Origin of the sequence: Heyndrickxia sp. NPDC080065, from assembly GCF_050281185.1 — a bacterium.
Lineage (GTDB): Bacteria > Bacillota > Bacilli > Bacillales > Bacillaceae_C > Heyndrickxia.
In genome coordinates this window covers 166,237-187,277 of the sequence record NZ_JBNNWS010000003.1, presented here as the reverse complement: position 1 = coordinate 187,277, position 21,041 = coordinate 166,237, and the positions used below count along the sequence as shown (strand labels likewise).

General features: G+C 35.8%; 16 protein-coding genes. 15 read left to right on the top strand and 1 reads right to left on the bottom strand.

The features are described 5' to 3' along the window. The first annotated feature begins 256 nt into the window (after positions 1–256). The 14 genes from ACQKP0_RS04465 to ACQKP0_RS04400 all read left to right on the top strand — a co-directional run bounded on the left by ACQKP0_RS04465 (position 257) and on the right by ACQKP0_RS04400 (position 15,548). Positions 257–1,114: a MurR/RpiR family transcriptional regulator gene (locus ACQKP0_RS04465; RefSeq protein ID WP_427404611.1), complete on the top strand. Its 858-nt coding sequence runs from the start codon at positions 257–259 to the stop codon at positions 1,112–1,114. Between the two features lie 40 nt (positions 1,115–1,154). Beyond that, the gene (locus tag ACQKP0_RS04460; protein ID WP_427404610.1) at positions 1,155–1,748 is read left to right on the top strand and encodes a YesL family protein; all 594 of its coding nucleotides are present in this window, start codon (positions 1,155–1,157) and stop codon (positions 1,746–1,748) included. 42 nt (positions 1,749–1,790) lie between these two features. Next, positions 1,791–3,053, top strand: a complete 1,263-nt coding sequence (locus ACQKP0_RS04455) for an alpha amylase family protein (protein WP_427404609.1) — start codon at positions 1,791–1,793, stop codon at positions 3,051–3,053. Positions 3,054–3,319: 266 nt separating this feature from the next. Continuing rightward, on the top strand, positions 3,320–4,576 hold the full coding sequence (locus tag ACQKP0_RS04450; protein WP_427404608.1) for an ABC transporter substrate-binding protein: 1,257 nt from the start codon (positions 3,320–3,322) through the stop codon (positions 4,574–4,576). A gap of 63 nt (positions 4,577–4,639) precedes the next feature. Further along, positions 4,640–5,539, top strand: a complete 900-nt coding sequence (locus ACQKP0_RS04445) for a carbohydrate ABC transporter permease (RefSeq protein ID WP_427404607.1) — start codon at positions 4,640–4,642, stop codon at positions 5,537–5,539. A 13-nt stretch (positions 5,540–5,552) separates the two neighbouring features. Further along, the gene (locus tag ACQKP0_RS04440) at positions 5,553–6,380 is read left to right on the top strand and encodes a carbohydrate ABC transporter permease (protein WP_427404606.1); all 828 of its coding nucleotides are present in this window, start codon (positions 5,553–5,555) and stop codon (positions 6,378–6,380) included. Positions 6,381–6,437: 57 nt separating this feature from the next. Then, complete coding sequence (locus ACQKP0_RS04435; RefSeq protein ID WP_427404605.1) at positions 6,438–8,087, top strand: beta-N-acetylglucosaminidase domain-containing protein; 1,650 nt, start codon at positions 6,438–6,440, stop codon at positions 8,085–8,087. 15 nt (positions 8,088–8,102) lie between these two features. Beyond that, positions 8,103–9,635: a DUF4127 family protein gene (locus tag ACQKP0_RS04430; protein ID WP_427404604.1), complete on the top strand. Its 1,533-nt coding sequence runs from the start codon at positions 8,103–8,105 to the stop codon at positions 9,633–9,635. A 12-nt stretch (positions 9,636–9,647) separates the two neighbouring features. Beyond that, positions 9,648–10,412 carry an alpha/beta hydrolase family protein gene (locus ACQKP0_RS04425; RefSeq protein ID WP_427404603.1) on the top strand — a complete coding sequence of 255 codons (765 nt, stop codon included), beginning with the start codon at positions 9,648–9,650 and terminating at the stop codon, positions 10,410–10,412. Positions 10,413–10,447: 35 nt separating this feature from the next. Beyond that, positions 10,448–11,161 carry an N-acetylmannosamine-6-phosphate 2-epimerase gene (locus ACQKP0_RS04420; RefSeq protein ID WP_427404602.1) on the top strand — a complete coding sequence of 238 codons (714 nt, stop codon included), beginning with the start codon at positions 10,448–10,450 and terminating at the stop codon, positions 11,159–11,161. Between the two features lie 63 nt (positions 11,162–11,224). Further along, positions 11,225–12,124, top strand: a complete 900-nt coding sequence (locus ACQKP0_RS04415) for an ROK family protein (RefSeq protein WP_427404601.1) — start codon at positions 11,225–11,227, stop codon at positions 12,122–12,124. Positions 12,125–12,184: 60 nt separating this feature from the next. Next, positions 12,185–13,762 (top strand): FAD-dependent oxidoreductase, encoded by a 1,578-nt coding sequence (locus ACQKP0_RS04410; protein ID WP_427404600.1) that lies wholly within the window; start codon positions 12,185–12,187, stop codon positions 13,760–13,762. 385 nt (positions 13,763–14,147) lie between these two features. Beyond that, positions 14,148–14,879 (top strand): SH3 domain-containing protein, encoded by a 732-nt coding sequence (locus ACQKP0_RS04405; RefSeq protein WP_427404599.1) that lies wholly within the window; start codon positions 14,148–14,150, stop codon positions 14,877–14,879. A gap of 333 nt (positions 14,880–15,212) precedes the next feature. Further along, positions 15,213–15,548, top strand: a complete 336-nt coding sequence (locus tag ACQKP0_RS04400) for a hypothetical protein (protein WP_427404598.1) — start codon at positions 15,213–15,215, stop codon at positions 15,546–15,548. 170 nt (positions 15,549–15,718) lie between these two features. Here the strand turns inward: ACQKP0_RS04400 and ACQKP0_RS04395 are convergent, their stop codons facing one another. Beyond that, the gene (locus ACQKP0_RS04395) at positions 15,719–16,261 is read right to left on the bottom strand and encodes a signal peptidase I (protein ID WP_427404597.1); all 543 of its coding nucleotides are present in this window, start codon (positions 16,259–16,261) and stop codon (positions 15,719–15,721) included. Positions 16,262–16,851: 590 nt separating this feature from the next. Between ACQKP0_RS04395 and ACQKP0_RS04390 the strand changes: the two genes are divergently transcribed. Next, the gene (locus tag ACQKP0_RS04390) at positions 16,852–21,003 is read left to right on the top strand and encodes a S8 family serine peptidase (protein WP_427404596.1); all 4,152 of its coding nucleotides are present in this window, start codon (positions 16,852–16,854) and stop codon (positions 21,001–21,003) included. Positions 21,004–21,041: the final 38 nt, after the last annotated feature.

Genomic DNA, 21,041 nt, shown 5'->3' with positions numbered 1-21,041 from the left:
AATAATTAGATAATAGGATATGCAATAGTATTGATCTGCTCAAAAATACCTAGATTATAACAGTTTCGGGATGATATCTATTGACGTATGATTTTAGGTGCTATATTATCTAAATGGAATAAATATTCCGTTTTTGATATACATAATGGAATAATATTTCTTCTTGTGAATATTCTCTATCAGTCATTTCATAATAAGATTAGGAAAACATGTTTATTTTTTTCTGTTACTAAATTAATTTTGGAAGGATTTTTATATGAAAACTATTGGTCACTCTACCCCACTAATCATGATAAAATCTGTCTATAATTCGTTAACGAAGGCAGAACAAAAGGTTGCTGATTATGTTTTATTAGATACCCAGGAGTCCGTTTATTCTTCAGTAACGGATCTTGCTGAAAAAGCAGGTGTGGGAGAGACATCTGTTATTCGATTTTGTCGAAAGCTTGGATATCGTGGGTTTCAAGAGTTTAAACTAGCTGTTGCACAAACTCTTTCCAATGTAGATGAACAGGTTCATGGAAAAATTGAAGAATCAGATGATGCGGAAGTGATTGCAAAAAAAATTACGACACAAAATGCAGGGGCACTACAGGATACGATAAATATGTTGCAGACATCAACCCTACAAAAAGCGGTTGAGGCGATTATTAATGCAAGGAAAATGTATTTCTTCGGGGTTGGATCTTCAGGATTTACAGCAAGCGATGCCAAATATCGTTTTATGCGTCTCGGCTATAATGTGGATCATGCGACTGATGCACATATTATTGCGATGAATGCAGCTTTGGTAGGTGAAGAAGATGTGATCGTTGCTATTTCATCTTCCGGAAGCACTAAGGATATTGTTGATTCAGTTAAAATTGCCAAGGAAAATAAGGCATTCGTCATTTGTATTACCAATCATGCGAGGTCTCCTATTACTTATTATGCGGATGTCATTTTATTAGTTGCAGCGAAAGAAACTCCATTACAGGGTGGAGCCTTTTCAACGAAAATTGCTCAATTACATTTACTAGATATTTTAACAACGATAACTGCAATGAGGAAAAAAGAAAGTTCCTTCCAGGCTATTGAAAAAACAGCAAAAGCCGTCCTTAACAAAATGTATTAATCATCATAATTACTTTCTACAAAGTAGGTGAGTAGGCAAAATGTCGGAGCAGAATAAATTTTTCAGAGTATTAGAGTTAATTACTAACTATGCTTATTTGAATATTTTGTGGTTTTTCTTTTCGTTACCGGTTATTACTATTTTTCCTGCAACAATAGCTATGTTCCAGGTGATTCATAAATGGTCAAAAGACGAAGAAACATCTATTTTACAAAGCTTCTTTCACTATTTTAAAAAAGATTGTAAAAAAGGGATAATCATCGGGGGAATTATGATCTTTATAATAGCAGCACTTGTCGGTGATTTTTTCATTATTTTAGAGTTAAAAAACCCATGGCAAAGTATCTTACTCCCGGTACTTATCATCATTACATTACTGTATTTCATGATGATGTTGTATTTTTTTCTTTTGTTTATGCGATTTAATACTTCAATGAAACACTTACTTAGCATGGCTTTTGTTTTATCCATTAGGAGACCGATTCAACCCATTATAGTTTTACTTATTTTTTTGATATTGATTACGATTACTTTATATGTAAGATTTTTTACTATCCTTATTATTTTTAGTTGTTGTGCATGGATTCACTATAAGATGATTAATCATTCGATCGAAAAAGCGATCAAGGTTTAACATCTTTTTTCTTTATACAATATTTGAAATGAGGAGACGATCATGGAAAAACATAATGAATGGTTTCTACTAAAAAGTGAAGGAGAGAGATCAGTGAATACAATACTCGGTAAAGAGGCCAATATACTATGGGTGGATTTCCTTGCAAATGGGGAAAGACTATCAGAGCAATCAGAAAGAAAAAGATTAATAGAAAATGCGAAGAAAGCGGGGATTACCCATCTAGTAGTTGATGCGAAAATACCTTATGGTCAAACAACCTATCAAAGTCAGTATGCCTATCATGTGAGCAGCTGGTCAGATGGAAGTTTTCAAATGTGGAAAGATCGTGACTTTTTACAAGAAATGATTGATGAGTCACAAGGATCCGGGTTGAAGATTATCGCTAATATGGATGTATTTGCGGAAGGGACTGCCCATTCTAAAGATGGGATGGTGTATGATAAGGAAAAATGGAAGGTAGTCTCTTATAATGAAGCCACTTCAATGGCACCAACAGCAGCAGAAAATTCAGCTGATACGACCATTTTCGTCAATCCTATCAATCCAGAAGTTATAGATTATGAAAATAGTATTATAAAAGAGATTGTCTCACAATATGAAATTGATGGCATTGTACTAGACCGATGCCGATATCCAAATATTTATGGTGACTTTAGTGACTTGAGCAGGGAGACATTTGAGAAGTACATTGGTGAAAAAGTTGAAAGATGGCCATTAGATATTTATGAAATAGAAGATGGAACGAAGAAAATAAAGTTTGGTCCACATTTTCCTAAATGGACTGAATGGAGAGCATTAAATATAAAAAATTTTGTTAAGGGTGCTAGAAACATAGTAAAAACGATTAACCCTAAGTTGGCTTTTTGTATATATGTTGGATCTTGGTACCCTCTTTATTACAACGAGGGCGTAAACTGGGGAAGTGAAACGTATCAACCAGATTTAGAATGGGTGTCTAATCAATATCACCAATCGGGATATGGGGATGAATTAGATTTTATTATGACAGGTTGCTATTATCCTGAAGTGACAATTAAAGAAGCAGATGAAAATAATCGCCCTGCACCGTGGTACAGTGTTGAGGGAGCGATTGATATGAGTTTAGAAGCGATTAATGGGAGTATTCCGGTTATCGGGAGCCTATACTTAAAAGATTATCATGAGGACCCAGAGCAATTCAAAAAAGCGATTCAAATGTGTAAAGAGAAATCAAACGGTGTGATGCTATTTGACGTTGTATACTTGGATGAATATCAATGGTGGGAAGAATTAACCGTTGAATTACAAAAGAAAAAAATTTGATAGATACTTTCTTCTGATATCTAAAAATGCATATGATAATAAAAAAAGAATATATTATCCTTTTTTTATAAAAAAGGTGGATAAAATTTCCGAAATATGATAGATTCATATATAAGTAAATTGTGATGCGGTGTAAATGTAGAATTCAGAATTTAGGGAAAAATGAAAGCGTTAATCAAACCTACTTCAGTTCTAAATGAATACACCTTAGAATTGTGTAAACTACCGCATTAAATTTCTAAACTAATAAAAGGGGTGTTAGTTTTATGAAGCGTTTCTTGTCTTTATTTCTTTCTGTCACATTAATCATAGGAGTTCTGGCTGCATGTAGCTCAAAAGAAACAGGTTCAAAAGAAGGAGGGAAATCGAAAGTTGAATTTTGGACAATTTCCTTACAACCGACATTTAATGATTACTTTAATGATCTAATTGCTAAATACGAAGAAAAAAATCCTAAAGTAAAAATTGTGTGGAAGGATTATCCATACGATGCAATTCAAAATAAATTATTAACGAGTATTGCCAGTGGTGAGGCTCCTGGTGTAGTAAACTTAAACACTGAATTTGCAAATCAAATGGGTACAAAAGATGCTTTAGTTGATTTAAATAAGGAACTTACACAGGAACAAAAAGATGCTTACTTCAAAGGTATCTATGCTTCTACTGAAATTGATGGAAAAGCAAATGCACTTCCATGGTATACAGGCCTTCCCGTGTTATTTATAAATAAGGAATTAGTTGAAAAAGCTGGATTAGATCCTAATAATCCTCCAAAAACAAAAGAAGAATTGAATCAATGGGGAAAAACGATTAAGGAAAAAACAGGTGCTTATGGTTATGTCTTTACGATGGAAGCACGCTCTATTTTAGAAGAGGGGAATAAGCTTCTTACAGATGATTATAGTAAAGCTGCATTTAATAATGATGATGTAAAAGCTTCTATTAAAGAAAACGTTCAACTAATGAAAGATGGTGTCATTCCAAAGGATATCCTTGATTATGACAAGCAAATCCAATTCTTTGGTAGTGAACAGGTTGCAATGATTTTATCAAGCTCTCCTTTTATCAATAAAATAAAATCAGCATCACCAGATGTATATAAGAAAATGATTGCCGTTCCGAGTCCTGTTGGAAAAGCTGACATCCGTTTCTCTAATACTATGAACGTTGTCGTTCCAGCGAAAACAAAGCATAAGAAGGAAGCAGTAGACTTCGCAGCATATGTAACCAATGCTGAAAATCAATTAGCATTCTCAAAAGCTGCAAGCACACTTCCTTCCACTGTAGATAGTGCAAAAGATGCTTTTTTCTCTAAAAACGACGGGACTTTAGAAGGTCAAGCATTGACCGTTTCAGCAGCAAGCTTAGACAAAGCGACTGATTTCTACTTGGGTATTGCTAATGCTAGTGATGTAAATGGAAGCATTAATAAGCATCTGCAAAATATTTATTTAAATAATGCAGATATTGATAAGGAATTAAGCGCGGCTGAAAAAGAAGTAAATGATATATTGAAAAAATAAGTGGGTAGTGGGTTGGGCAGATTCTTAGCATTCTGCCCAATTTCTCTAAGGGGGAAGATACGCGTGGAAAAGAAGCATAACGCGAAAAAGAAAAAGGTTTCTGAAACTAAATTGGCCTGGATCTTTATGGCTCCGGGATTGATTTTACTTTGTCTTTTTGTGTTTTGGCCGATCATTTACAGTGTGCCTTTGGCATTTACAAATTACTCGGTTATTGCAGAAACGAAATTTATTGGTTTAGATAATTTTATCCGTGCATTTAAGGATCCGGACTTTCTCATTTCCTTGAAAAACTCGTTGCTGTATATCATCGTGGTTCCATTTATTCAGCTTTTCTCTATTTTGATGGCGGTCCTAGTTAATCGAAAAATCAAAGGAATCAAGTTTTTTAGAAGTGCTTATTATATACCTGTTGTTACTTCAATGGTGGCAGTAGCCATTATATGGGGTTGGTTATTAAGTCAAAACGGGGTAGTCAATTATATTTTAATGTCCGTTGGAGTAATCGATAAAAAGATCGGTTGGTTATCGGATTATAATACTGCTTTGTGGGTTTTAATGTTTATTACGATGTGGAAAGGTCTTGGCTACTATATGATGATTTATTTGGCTGGTCTTCAATCAATTCCAGAAGACTTAATTGAAGCAGCTAGGATTGATGGAGCTAGTCGCTGGCAAGTGATTCAAAAAATCACTATTCCGCTTTTAAAACCTTATGTGTTCTTTTGTAGTTTAATTTCCCTAATGGCGGCAATTAGAGTCTTCGATGAAGTATACGTTTTAACATCAGGTGGACCCGGAAGTTCAACTTTAACATCAAGTCTGTACATTTATCAACAAGGGTTTATGAAGTTCAACTTTGGATATTCATCAGCATTAGGTTTAATTGTTAGTGTCATTATCGTTATTTTTAGTATTTTTATCTTTTTATTCAATAAGAAAGGTGGTGTAAATCCATATTAATGGGTTGCGACTTATGAATAAAATAATCAAAATTGCAAAAAAAGCATTGATTTATTTGGGATTGATTGTTTTTGCTATTTTTATGATGGGTCCCTTTCTTTGGTTGGTAAGTGTTTCGCTAATGCCAGGTAAAAATGTATTTACGTTTCCACCTGCAATATTTCCGACGTTTATTGATTTCGCAAATTATATAGAAGTTTGGCAGTATATGAACTTCTTTCAATATATATGGAATACGATAGTTATTTCCGTTTTGGGGGTCGTCCTAAGTATATTTTTCTCCTGTCTAACCGCTTATCCATTAGCTATCTTTAGATTTAAAGGAAGAAACGCGATCTTCTTAGCCTTGGTTTCAACGATGATTATTCCTGCTGCAGCTGGTTTGGTCGTGAATTATCTCACGATTAAAGCACTTGGAATAATGGATACTTATTTAGCTGTCATCCTTCCATCTGCTGTATCGGTTTTCAATATTTTTCTAATGAGACAGGCGTTTATTGGGGTACCTTTAGAGATCCGTGACTCTGGAAAAATGGATGGAGCTTCTGAATTTAGAATCTGGCTTCAATTAATGATGCCGATGGTAAAACCTGCGATAGCTGTTATTGGCTTACTAGAATTCATGGCAATGTGGAATAACTTTTTATGGCCGATTATTGTCTTAAATGATACTTCTAAATATCCATTGGCGTCCGCTTTAAGCTTTTTGAATGGACAATTTTCCTATAACTTCGGGTGGATTGCAGCGGGAACGGTGATTTCCGTAATTCCGATTATTATTGTCTTTTTATTCACACAAAAATATTACATGGAAGGTATATCGGGAGCGGTTAAAGGATAGTAGATTTGGTTACTTGTTGCTTATTAACAAGTCGTAAATGTGAGAGGAGCAAAAAACATGGATATTCAATATGCCCAGTACTATTTCCGTGATTATTATCACACGGGAGAATTTACAGAAATAAAAGGTAGAAAATTAGTTTGTGAATTACAGTCGCGCTATTCAATGAATCAGGAATACGAAGGGGTTATTTCTTCCAACCTCATTGAGATCATTACAGAAGAACATAAAGGCAATATCAAATTGACTTTTGAATATAGTGCCTCCTTGAAAGAGGATGGGTATATATTAAAAGTTGAAAATGATCAGATCACTGTAACCGCAAGAAATAAGAGAGGGATCAAATATGCTATTGATGCTCTTGGTTTCATCATTATAAAAAAAGAAGGTGTCATCAGGCTACCAATTGTAACGATTCATGATGAACCGTCCTTTCGCATTCGAGGGATTATCGAGGGATTTTACGGGGAACCTTGGAGTTTTGAAGACCGAATGGACTCCGTTTCCTTTATGGCAAAACACCGCATGAATACCTTTATGTACGCACCGAAAGATGACGAATATCATCGCAAATTATGGCGTGAATCCTATCCAGAGGAAAACTTTAAGAGGATCCAATTGTTAAAACAACATTGTGATGAAAACAATATCGATTTTTATTATTGTATTAGCCCAGGAAACGATATGAAATTTACATCTAAGGAAGACTTTGGATATTTAAAAGAAAAATTAAGGGCAATGATTTCGTTAGGAATTAGAAATTTTGCGATATTAATGGACGATATTGATTATGTATTAAAGGGGGAGAACAAAGATTTTTTCGAAAGATCCGGTGTTTCCCATGCATATTTAGTGAATGAAGTGAATCGATTTTTGAAAGATACATTATATCAATACAATTTGGTTATGTGCCCTTCAGAATATTGGTCATATTGGGACACGGAGTATAAAAAAGATATTCGTGACTTAATGGATCCAGAGGTTCTTGTTTTTTGGACGGGATTTTTCGTGTTTGCCCCAACAATTGATCAAGAACATGCACAAAATAATCGATCTTTTTATGGACATGATTTTATCCTTTGGGATAACATCCCTGTGAATGATGCCGATCCTGATCGTATTTTTCTTGGCCCGGTAAGAAACCGTTATTCAAAATTAAACGAACTAGGGCATATTGGGTTTGTTTCTAATCCAATGAATCAATGGGAATTGTCGAAAATGTCATTAATTACGTTATCCCATTACATGTGGAATTGTGAACGTTATATGCCCGAATATTCATGGGAATTAGCTCTCAAAGAATTTGCTCCTGAGTTTGTAGAAGACATGAGATTTTTTTGCGAAAATAACGAAAATAGCAGACTTTATTTTAAAGTGAATGAAGAATTGATGAAAGCGATTGAAACGAAAAATATTCTGTATTTAGATTCCTATTTTTCAAGATTTTCAGAGGCGATTCTTCATCTTAAAACGATGGACAATTCAAAATTTCAAACTGAGATCAAACCATGGTTTGAGAGAGCAGAAATGGATATTCATTTATGGAAACTCATCAAAACATATGAAGAAACTAAAACGGAAAATGTTCAACAAGAGATACAGAAGTGGATCTCCCAATCTAAAACATATCCATGTCGGATAGGTAGTGATGTAGCTATGAAGGTAGCAGATAAGTGGGGTTATCTCTCCAACGAAAAGAACGATTGATAGGAGTGTTGAAGGATGAAGAAAATACTTTATATTCCTTTAGATGAACGTCCCTGTAATTACCATTTTCCTAGTGACCTTGCAAACGGAACCGATTTTACGATTGTTAAGCCAGGTCTAGATTTGATGGGGAAGAAGAAAGAACCCGGTAACGTAGATCAATTATGGAAGTGGCTCTTGGAGGAAGGCAAGGATGCAGATGGCGCCATTCTTTCGTTAGATACCCTTTTATATGGTGGGATTATTCCTTCTAGACTCCATTCGTTAACGAAAGCAGATTGCGTAAATCGATTATTGGGATTGAAAAAATTAAAGGAAATCAATCCGGGGTTACAGCTTTTTGCTTTCAACCTAATCATGAGATGTCCACAATATTCTAGTAGTGACGAAGAACCAGATTACTATGAGGAGTGGGGGAAGGAGATTTTCCAACAAGGTTATATTAAGCACCGTAAACAGTTGCAAATCGCAACGAAAGAAGAAGAAATAAGATTGAAACAGATTGAAGAAGTATTGCCATCACAAGTACTAGATGACTATTTATCTAGGCGTGCAATTAATATTGAGGTAAATAAAGCGGTTATTCAATATGCAAAAGATAAAACGATCGATTTTTTAATCATACCTCAAGATGATTCATCGCCATATGGATTAACTGCCATGGATCAACAGAATGTTCGGGAACAGATCGCAATCCTTGGAACCGAACTGAATACATATATGTATCCTGGTGCTGACGAGGTTGGATGCACACTTCTAGCTCGAATGATTAATCAGGTTAAAAATCAACGGCCGCTTGTGTATCCTCACTTTTCCAGTATACATGGGCCATTTGTTATTCCCCTTTATGAAGATAGACCATTATATGAAAGCTTAAAGTATCAAATCCTTGCGGCAGGAGGGCTACTTGCGACCTCTGTAAGCGAAGCAGATATCGTTCTCTTAGTGAACACACCTGGTGAGACGATGATGGAGGCAGTTTCGCAGAAAAATCCTTTAGTAAGCTACAATGTTTTTCGAAATATTGTTGAGTTAACTGAATATGCGGATTATGTTGCCAAGATATTGAAAAAGCCTTGTGTTGTAGCTGATATCGCGTTTGCTAATGGAGCAGATTTGAGTTTACTAAAACTACTAAAAGAAAAGGGGCTCCTTTTTGAATTGGCTGGTTATGCAGGCTGGAATACGAGTTCAAATACATTAGGCACTTGTATTTCTCAAGGGATGATTTATCAAATATATGGTAATCGAAAGGAACATAAGGACTTTTTATCCCTTCGCTATGTTGAAGATGGCGGATATTGTGGCTATGTTCGAAAATTAGTAACAGAAAATATGTTACCGGAAATGGGATTTAACTACTTTGAGGTAGATGGTCAAAAGGGAAGAGTAGCTAAAATAGTTAAAGAACAATTAGAAAAATTTATTCGAGATCATCTAGATGACGCAAACTATTATGTTTTCATTGATGAGTGCTTCATGCCATGGAATAGAATGTTTGAAGTGGGTTTAAGGACACATGTTCAAATAAAAGAATTTTATTCATGAGGGGCGAATGGATTGCACATCAATTATTTTGATGTAAATAAAGACGGGCTAACGATAAGGGGAATAATAACAAAGCCGGATGGAAAAGGCCCCTACCCTGCAGTTGTTTATAATCATGGATTTACTGGACATAAAGCGGAATCCCATTTTTTATTTAAAAAACTATCTGATTCTTTAGCAAATATGGGGATAGTTAGTATACGATTTGATTTTATTGGTAGTGGTGAAAGTGATGGTAAGTTTCAAGAAATGACGATGTCATCAGAGGTAGAGGATTGTTTAGCAGTATTCCATTTCGCAAAAGAAATTGATTATATTGATTCAAATCGAATGAATCTTATCGGGTTTAGTATGGGCGGTGCCGTTTCGATTATTGCTAGTTCCGCTTTAAAAGAGCAGGTCAAAAAACTCATCCTTTTATGTCCTGCCGTTAATATTTTTAATGTAGTAACGAGAAATGTAAAAAATGAAGCCTTATTCAAATATATAGAAGAGGGTGTTATTGACTTTGGTGGAAATTTGGTAGGAAAAGAATTGGTTGATGATGTGTTTCATCAAAATGTTTATGAGGAAGCTAAGCAGGTTACCGCTAATGTGCAATTGATTCATGGTACAAATGATGATACGGTTCCTCCTATTGTTTCTTTACAGCTTTCCAAAATTTTTGGCGATCAAAGCACCCTTAATTGGATCCATGGAAGTGATCATTGTTATTCATCCTTAGATTATGAGACGCAGGTGATAGATTTAGTGAAAAGCTTCATGAAAGACTTGTAATTGAACTCGCACTAGAAGATTAGGGAGATGAAATAATGAAAGACTCATTTTTTAATCAAATAGAAAAAGGATTAATTGTTTCATGCCAAGCATTAGAAGATGAGCCGCTACATGGATCGGATGTAATGGCAAAAATGGCAAAAGCAGCTGAGTTAGGGGGAGCGATAGGGATACGTGCAAATGGCATGAATGATATTGCCGCGATTAAGAGAGCCGTTCGTTTGCCTATTATCGGATTGGTAAAAAGAAACTATCCAGATAGCGAAGTATACATTACTCCTACGATAAAGGAAATTAATGAATTATTGGAAGTAGGAGTGGATGCTATAGCACTGGATGCGACAAAAAGAATACGTCCGAACGGTGAATCCTTAGATGATCTTGTAAAGTATATTAAAGGTAACGGTGTTAGGGTAATGGCTGATATCTCTACATTAGATGAAGGTCTTCTTGCTGAAGTTTTACAAGTAGATTGTGTCTCGACAACCCTTTCGGGATATACTACCTATTCAACGAAAAAATATGGGCCGGATTTTAAATTGTTAAAAGAAATAACCCAATCGTTAAAAATTCCTGTTATTGCAGAAGGGAAAATCCATACGCCAGAGCAAGTGATAGAAGCATTTAGAATAGGAGCACATTCGGTAGTGGTTGGATCAGCTATAACGAGACCACAATTGATCACGGAAATGTATGTTTCAGAAATAAATAGAATGAAATCAGGGGAACCCAATCAATCGAATCTGTAGTATTATTAAGCTTTTAAAAATGGAAGTTATGTGAAGAAATTTCTTCGATGAACTGAAAGGTAAGTGAAATATGTGAAGGTTTTGGGAATTGATATTGGTGGTACTTCCATAAAAGGAATTGTTATCGATGATAATGGGAATATTTTGCAAACGGCAAAAGTGGATACGGAAGCAACGCTTGGGCGTGAACATATCATCGAGAATCTGAAGAACATCATTGAGGAGTTACTTATTACAGATCCTGATATAAAGGGAATAGGAATTGGAACCGCTGGGAGGGTAAATACCAATACAGGCGAAGTCGTTTATGCGACTGAAAATTTAAAGGATTGGCAAGGGCTAAACTTAAGGAAGAGAATGGAGCATCAATTTAACCTACCTGTAATGGTAGATAATGATGCAAACGTAGCTCTGATAGGAGAGCATTGGATCGGAGCAGGAAAAGGATTAAGGGATATCACTATGTTAACACTGGGTACTGGTGTTGGCGGTGCGAACATGTTGAACGGTAATATTTTTCGGGGTGAGAATTGGAGTAGTGGTGAATGGGGACATGTCGTTCTTATTCCAAATGGCTGTGAATGTAATTGTGGTCAGAGTGGATGTATCGAGCAGTATTTATCGGGAAATGCTTTGGTCTATTTTGCAGAAGAGGCGACCAATAGAACCTACTCATCAGGAATAATGGTAATGGAAGATTACAAGAATAAGAGAAAAGAAATCATTTCAGTTGTTGAGGAGTATGTAAACCGGTTGTCCATCGTTATTTCGAATATCTACAACGGAATAAACCCACAAAGTATTATCATCGGTGGTGGGGTCATTGAATCCAAGGAGATTTGGTGGAGCCTATTCACCTCCACTTTAATGAAAAGCGGATTAAAAATAGACGTTAGACCAGCACTTCTTGGGAATATGGCTGGTTCAATTGGTGCGGCTAAACTCATTTTAGAAGCTATTTAGGAATTTAATGGGATTGGAAGTCATTGATCAATATGAATGAAATGAGGAGGAAATTTCCAGATGAAAAACAAATTAACCGCTGATGTTATTGTATTGGGTGGAGGGCTAGGCGGATGTATGGCAGCTTTGGCTGTTGCTAAAAATGGATTAAATGTCATTATGACGGAAGAAACGGATTGGATTGGTGGGCAGTTAACCAGTCAAGCTGTTCCCCCCGATGAGCACAAATGGATTGAAAGTTTTGGTTGTACGGGTACATATCGAGAATTTAGAAATCGCATACGTCAATACTATAAGGATAATTATCCACTCACTGAGGAGAGTAGAAATAATAAAATTCTCAATCCTGGAAATGCTTGGGTTAGTCGACTTTCGCATGAGCCAAAAGTTGCATTAAAGGTACTAGAAGACATGTTAGCGCCTTATGTGAATAGTGGGCGAATCAATATTATGTATGATTATAGACCTGTAGATGCAATTACTATAGAAGATATGGTACGATCCGTGACTGTTCAAAATTTGATTTCTAACCAAACGGTTTTACTTGAAGGGAAGTATTTCTTGGATGCTACTGAATGTGGAGATGTTTTACCGTTAGCCAATGTTGAGTATGTGACGGGTGCAGAGTCTAAGTATGAAACAGGTGAACCCCATGCATTGGAAGAAGCAAACCCTCTTGATATACAATCTATTACCCATGTATTTGCGCTTGAATATGTTGAAGGTGAAAATTTTACGATTGAAAAACCCGAACAGTATGATTTCTGGCGCCAGTATGTGCCGAGTTTTTCAACCTATCCAATTTTTAGTTGGTTGGCAACGGATGCGGACGATACTTCCAAGATGAAGGAATTTACTCTTTTTACTAACGAAAAAGAAATTCCTTCATTATGGGATTATCGAAGAATTATCGATCCTTCAATCATGGAAGGGAATATATATGGTAGTGACATTACATTAATTAATTGGGCTCAAAATGATTATTACTTAGGTCCCATCTATGAAGTATCGGACGAGGAAAGACGCAAGCATCTGGAGGGGGCAAGACAACAAAGCTTATCTTTGTTGTACTGGCTTCAAACGGAAGCACCACGCTTAGATGGAGGGAAAGGTTATCCCGGACTAAGATTATGTAAACATGTACTAGGAACAGATGATGGTTTGGCAAAACAACCATATATCCGAGAATCACGGAGAATTAAAGCGGTTTACACAATTACAGAACAAGATGTAAGCAAAGAATTAAGGGGTGAAAAAGGAATTTGTCAATACCATGATAGTGTGGGTGTTGGGAGTTACCACTTAGACTTACATCCTACTACCGTTTCCAATAGAACCTTTTATATTCCTAACAATCCTTATGAAATTCCATTAGGATCATTATTACCCATTCGGGTCAAGAATCTATTACCAGCATGCAAAAATATTGGAACGACCCAAATCACAAATGGCTGTTACCGGCTACATCCGACTGAATGGAATATTGGAGAATCGGTAGGATACTTAGCGGCCTATTCTATTATTCATGACGTAATACCTCATGAAGTACGTGAAAATGAGAAACATTTATTGTCTTATCAAAAAATGTTAGAAGATCAACAAGTTCAATTACATTGGCCTGAAGATATAGTGTACTAGGGACAAGGGGGCAGGCCCCGTGTCCCGTTTTTTTCAATAAGAAAAAGTAGAATGCGACATTATTAATCCCCAAATTGAATTAGGAATTATAATTTGTTTACTCCAAATAAAAAGGTTTACCCATGTGTAAACCTTTTTATCTACTACTAATTATTTTTTATAGATTCAACATATTCAAATATCTTTCCAACGTTTGTTCTATTTGGGACAAAGGATTAGGTCCTGTCTCCCATTCTAAGCTGGATTTTTCTCTTTAGACAAAACTAGAATAATGGGACAGGGAACCTATCCTACCAAAAATATTTCTTCATACTGTGATTATTTTCCCGAATAAAGAATATGTATATATTAAAATATACAATTTTTCTATTTTGAGGAGGTCATTATGAAGAAATCTATTATTTTGAAAATGCTTTTGTGTTTTATCTTATTAATTCCAATAATGACTCTTTCCAATTCTTTACTAATCACTAAGGCAGCTACTCCTCAAATCGGGAAGGTTGATTTGGAAAATGGAACATTAAATGTTCGAAACGGGCCCGGAATAAATAATAAAAAGATAGGTTTTTTGCGAAACGGGGCAAAGGTGAATGTGTATAATCAGACAAAAAGTGGATGGTCTGAGATTCGATATAATAAGAAAAAAGCTTATATATCCACGCAGTACCTTCGATTTGATTTGAAGATGTCTCTTGCCCAAGCAAAGAGCATTACGGATAAAGTGATTAGTATGCAGAGAAAGACATGGGAAAGAAACTATACGAAAAAACAGATCTATTCTATCATAACTCCCGGATATACAACCGCCTATATTGATAAATACTTTAAACAGCAAATGAGAACTGCTGGAAAAAATAAAAATGGCACGCAATTATATCATGTGATTGAAACTGAAATCTGGGGATATGCCATAGATACGTTTGATTGGAAGGCGGAATATCAACCAAAAAAACCTGCAATTTCCTATAATAAGAAAAATGAAAAAGAGTACGTAGTAGTTTCCCAATTTTTACTCAATGAGGAAAGTGGAGATCATACAAGTAGATTATATTTAAGCAGAAGCAATCCAAAAAAGAATTGGAAAGTTTATAAATATACTAGGAAATACGGGAAATAAGGTGCCTGACACTCTGTGAAAAAATAAACTTTTGATGAATAAGCCAATTGCACAACGTAACCCGTGTCTACCTTAATAAATAATAACGACAATTAAGTTCATCAACCTGCAATCGCCCTCTCTTTAAGAAGGGCTCTTTACCGTTGATAAATAATAACCAACAATAAACTGTCCATCTCAGGTGGAAAAAAGACACAAAAGTCCACGTGCGGTGCCTGACACCCCATGTGACACCACACTGTAATTCTACAGACATAAAAATGAAAAATTCGATTGGTAAAATACATGATAGTTATTCATCTATATTTAAAACGTGAATAAAGGAGATTGAATATGGAAGATCATGTGAAAAAGTCTTTGGAAGAGTGGAAGGCAGAAATTTGTGAGTTGTTAATTGAAATAGATAAAGAATATGAAGAAATAAAACAAGAATTGCAGGTGTACAATTATAAGTTTAGTATTACGAAACAAGTCATACAATCGACTGTGAATGGTGAAATTATTAAAACAATCCGTGAACTTTATCATACTCCTTTTGAACAAAGGTTTAGCCAATTGAAGGAAGATATTAAAGATCTTGAAGAGAAGAAGAAAGTTTTTCAGATGTTTGTTGATAAAATTGATAAAGTGAAAGGGAAAGAAGATGATAAGGCGATTACATATGTTTAATATTCTGGGAACTCTTCATTTCTGACACAACAGTATACATAAACAACGACAATTTAGCTAAAAACCTAGTCACAATAGTCACACATCTTAGCAAAAAAATTCTTCAGCAGTTAAATTATCGGATAGGAAAAAACGTCCTTTATATGTAGGACGTTTTTTTCTACATGTCATTAACTTAGCCTTTCATTCCTCTTTGGCCTCGAAAGTCTTTCATACACTTCCAAACAAATATACCCAGTAGCAGGGATAAGGATTAGTAGAATAAAACCAATAGGGCCGCTAACAAACTTCGCAAAATATCCTGCTTTTGGAATTTTTAAAACAAGACTGCCAACAAGATGATCTGGGGTGACGATCTTTGAATCTTGTACATTATTATTATCCCCTTTAGTGACAAATCCTACTTTCCCTTGATCTTGTTGAACAGCAATGACCCGGTGGGTAATAAATTTTGTCGCTGTTTCTTGAAATGTAATCACATCATTTACTTTCACGTCTGCTGGATTGACTTTATTAATAATGACCATGTCACCAGCCTTTATGTATGGATGCATACTATTCGTTAAAACGGTTAATGGACTAATTCCAAAAATAGTAGGCACTTTCTCTGGATGCTTTTTCGATTGAAACGTGAAATATAGCAAAAAGGCAATGACGAAAAAGATAATGACGAGAAAAATGATAGAAATGACTTTTGACAACGATTTAATCATAATTTACCCAACCTTTACTAAAATATCAGAATGTTCATTAAAATAAATATTCTCTCGCCATTGTAAACTGTTTCGACTCCATTGAAAAACCTTAAAATTATCTGAAATTTTTCCGTTTTAAAGTGGAAATGGAGTCTATTCTCCATATTCCTCCATTTTCCTCATGCTCACAAAGTATCTGAATGGTTTGTCAAAAATAAGTAAAAAATTATGGATTTTCTAACAATATCCATGAAAATTGATAGCAACCTCATTCAACTTGGGGTAATTCCGCTTATTTTTCGCGATAACTCTTTTTTCATATAGGTAATTAGACGCTAGGAATAAAGTGTGTATTTATGCATTTTATTGTCGATTAGATTCAAAATTATGAATTTTTTCCTATTGCATGATGGTAAGAAAGAACCGAGTTTTGAAATAACAATTACCCCAATTTACGACAAATATAGCCTAATGTAAAATTTACTATAGTGAATATTCTATTAATTTATTTTTATTCAAATTTTCTATTATGAATAAAAATTCAAATTAATAGAAGCGCTTCTCAGCGAATATTTTCGCATAAGTAAAAGCCATAAAGGAGGAAGAGTATGAAGAAAAGGAAATTAGGCCGTATTCTTTTGGGAACAGCTTTATCAGCTAGTTTACTAGCTTCCGGCAGTATTCCCCATAATGTATTGGCCAAAGATCAAGTATCATCAACAATTACCAATGTAGAAGAGGTGCTAAAGGGTTTAACCGATGAACAAAGAAGAGCACTTAAAGAACTTGAGATCGGACCTGGATTTGTTATTTCACCCGATATTAACACCAACAGTCCAGAGCTGGTAAATGTCATTGTTGAGTTTAAACCATTGCCTGCAAAAGTAGAAGTACTTAATCAAACGGCAAAAGGAAAAAGATTGTCTGTAACTTCAGCAAATGACAAGGTCGAAGCATCTCACCAACAATTTAAAAAGGAATTTAATAAACTTACGAGTTTGAGGATTGCTAGTAGTCAAAATTTGAATCAGTCAAAGATTACTAGAGAATATAAAAATGCCTTTAACGGAGTAGCCATTACGATACCAGGAAATATGATTCAGGAATTAGTGAAATCAGATGTGGTAAAACGAGTATGGAATAACAAAGAATTTAAGTTAGATCTTCCGAAAGAACCAGAAGAACTGAAATCAACTGGACAATCAGGTACAGCTGACAGCAATCGCCAAATTGGTGTGGACAAGCTGCATGAAGAGCATATCACAGGAAAAGGGGTAAAAGTTGGGGTCATTGATACTGGAATTGACTACAATCATCCAGATTTAAAAGATGCCTTTAAAGGCGGTTACGACTTTGTAGACAATGATGATGATCCAATGGAAACAACATATGAGGATTGGAAAGAATCGAATTACCCAGAAATCAATCCTTACACAGGTTCTACCTACTATACTTCCCACGGGACTCATGTTTCGGGAACGATAGCTGGACAAAAGAAAAATCATGTTGATTACGCAGTCGAAGGGGTAGCACCAGAAGCAGATCTTTATGTTTACCGTGTACTGGGACCATATGGAAGTGGAACAACTGATGCGGTTCTTGCTGGGATCGATCGGGCAGTACAGGATGGGATGGATGTTATCAATCTATCATTAGGAGAAAGTATTAATGATGCTCTCCATCCGACTTCCGTTGCCATAAACAATGCGATGCTTTCAGGAGTGGTATCTGTTGTTGCAGCTGGAAATGATGGGCCAGATGAAAAAACAGTCGGATCTCCTGGTACATCCGCATTAGCGATTACTGTCGGAGCAAGTGATTTTTCGCAAACGATCGCAACATACTCCGGTAGTGTTGGTAATGAGAAGTATAGTGAAATGAAATTGTTAGGGAAGAATTTCACAGACAAGCTAGAAGATTTGAAGGGCAAAGATTTCCCAGTAGTTTATGCAGGACTTGGAAATAGCAGTGATTTTGAAGGAAAAGATTTAACTGGGAAGCTAGCATTAATTCAACGTGGTGAAATCGCCTTTGATGAAAAAATTAAAAATGCCCAAAAAGCTGGCGCAAAAGCGGTTATTGTCTACAATAATGTCGATGGAGAGATACCGGCTTATTTAGGAGAAAGCACGGGTTATGTTCCAACCTTCCAGTTAACAAAAGCTGACGGAGAACGTTTAAAATCGCAAGAAAATGTCTCATTCACATTTGACACAATGGGAGAAGTTCATACAGAAGGTGATCACTTAGCAGACTTTAGTTCTCGTGGTCCTGTCGTGAAAAACTATGATATTAAGCCAGATGTTGTTGCACCTGGAGTGGCGATCTTTTCAACCTATCCAGAATATATGAATCACCCGCAAGAAGGTGAAAATTACGATGTTGCTTACACCCGCATGCAAGGAACATCAATGGCGGCTCCACATGTAGCAGGTTCAGCAGCCCTGATTTTACAAGAGCATCCGGAATATACACCTTTTGATGTAAAAGCGGCATTGATGAATACAGCTGATGCCTTGAAAGAGGATTATTCGGTTAATGAAGTCGGAGCAGGTCGTATTGATACGTATGATGCAGTTCATGCTGAAACAACCTTTAAAGTAATTGACAAAACAGAGAATATGGACGGGGATAAAACCGTTGAAATGGATGAAGAAACAGGATCAATAGCATTTGGCAGCCATTATCAAGACGATAAGGCCATTGATGATAGTAGAAAAGTAGTGATTCAAAATCATAGTCAAAAGGAAAATAAAGAGTACAAAGTAGAAGTCGAATACGTACCAGCAAAAGGTAATATTCAAGATGCACAGAAAAATGGCGTCAAAGTAAATGTACCATCATCCGTTACGGTATCTGCTGGACAAATTAATGAAATTCATCCAGCGATACATGTGCCAGAGAAGGCCGCTTCAGGATTATACGAAGGCTATATTCATTTCGTGAATCAACAAAATGAAGCGGAGAGCTATCAAATCCCGTTTGCCATTCGATACACAGATAAAGGAATAGACTATGTTGATATGATTAAGCCAGCAGTCTCAAACACTATTTCTTTTCACCCATTTATGGATCCATATCTATATGGCACATTCAAATTAAAGAGTCCGATGAAATCGATTGATTTGATTGTCAAAGACGGGAAAACTGGAAAACCAATCGCCCTAATGGCAAGCGGTGGAAATGCAGAACCGGATTACGAATATTTTTTAATTAACTTTAGAGGAACCGTCTATCCGTTTACAGGTGATCCGTCCCAGCCAATTGCTGATAAGCCGATTATGTTATCTGAAGGTGACTATACGTTAGAAATGTTTGCAATAGATGAAGATGGAAAAACCTATACAAACGATCAAACGATTGTCATTGATAATACACCACCGGAAGTTACATTTACAGATTTTAAACCAGACTTCTATGAAGTCAAACCATCGATGCTTACCGATGAAGATGGGTATCATGCCTTATGGGCACACGGCAAGGTGCATGATTCTACGATCGATTTATTGAATTCAAAGGGTTATCATTTTGATCAATCTGCGAATCAGGTTGTCTACTATCAAAATTCACCTTTCCCATCTGGGACATTACCTGTACAGCCAAACGGGGATGTCAAATTTGGTGTATTGCCTGAGGAAATCAATGAACCTATGACTCTTGTGCTATTCCCATATGATTTAGCTACTGCAGCCTATCCGAATGGCAGGTACAAATATACTTTTGTAAAGGAAGGTACAGAGTACGCATTGCAGAGTTACGATAAAGAAAAGGTACAACTTGGTGACAAAGTCACGATGACGTTAAGTTTAAACAATGTGGAAAAACTTTTAAAAGGCGAGTTCGGAGTTGAATACTCTCCAGATTTGTTTGAATTTAAGGATGTAAAGGTAAACAAAGTATTTGAACAGTATGCGAAAGAAAACAAAGTGAAGATTAATCTTGATAAACCTACGCTTACTGATGATATTTGGACCAAAACAGTTCATGTAGGGGCTTCCATAGATCAAAACGATTTTAAAGGATTTGACGGAGATATTCCATTCCTCGATGTCACCTTTAAAACGATTAATGATGAATATTATTATGGTAAATATGAGTTTACAGTTAATAACTTCTCGTATACGAAAGCAGGAGCATCTGAATCAACTAGTATTCCTGGCTTCTCCAAAGAAGGCTTTACGATTGTTTCGAAACATTCCGTCGTACAAGGATACATCAATCCAGAAGGTTTCCTGAAAGAAGATGGGACAATGAGCAATATTGACTATACGAAAATAGGAGCGAAGGTTTACGCGAAAGCTGGAAATGGAAAATCATATCAAGGAACAATTGATGAAAGAGGTTATGCTGAAATCCATGGAATTCCTGTTTCGGAAAATGACTATGATATCTATGTTGAAGTTCCAGGACATCTTACAAGTAAACTAACAGTCAAACTCGGTAAAAATGTAGATGGCGAGTTAATCGGGGAATACTATAGTTCACGAATGGAGAAAAATTATGCCGGAGATGTAAATGGCGATGGAATGATCGATATCAATGATATCATCCAAGCATCTGCCTTTTATGAGAAGAAGCACGACAAAGAAGATATTAACAAAGACGGCATTGTGGATGAAAAGGATATTCGTTTTATTGAAAAGAACTTCATGAGAGTAGGTCCTAATGCGAAGAAAAATGCAAAGCCACAAGAAAAGCTTGGTAATAAGGGATTAGAAGATTTCTTACGTGCTCTCGGCCTTGAACCAATGAAAAAGTAAAAGCGTTTTTAACATTTTACACTAATGAAGTGCCTGTA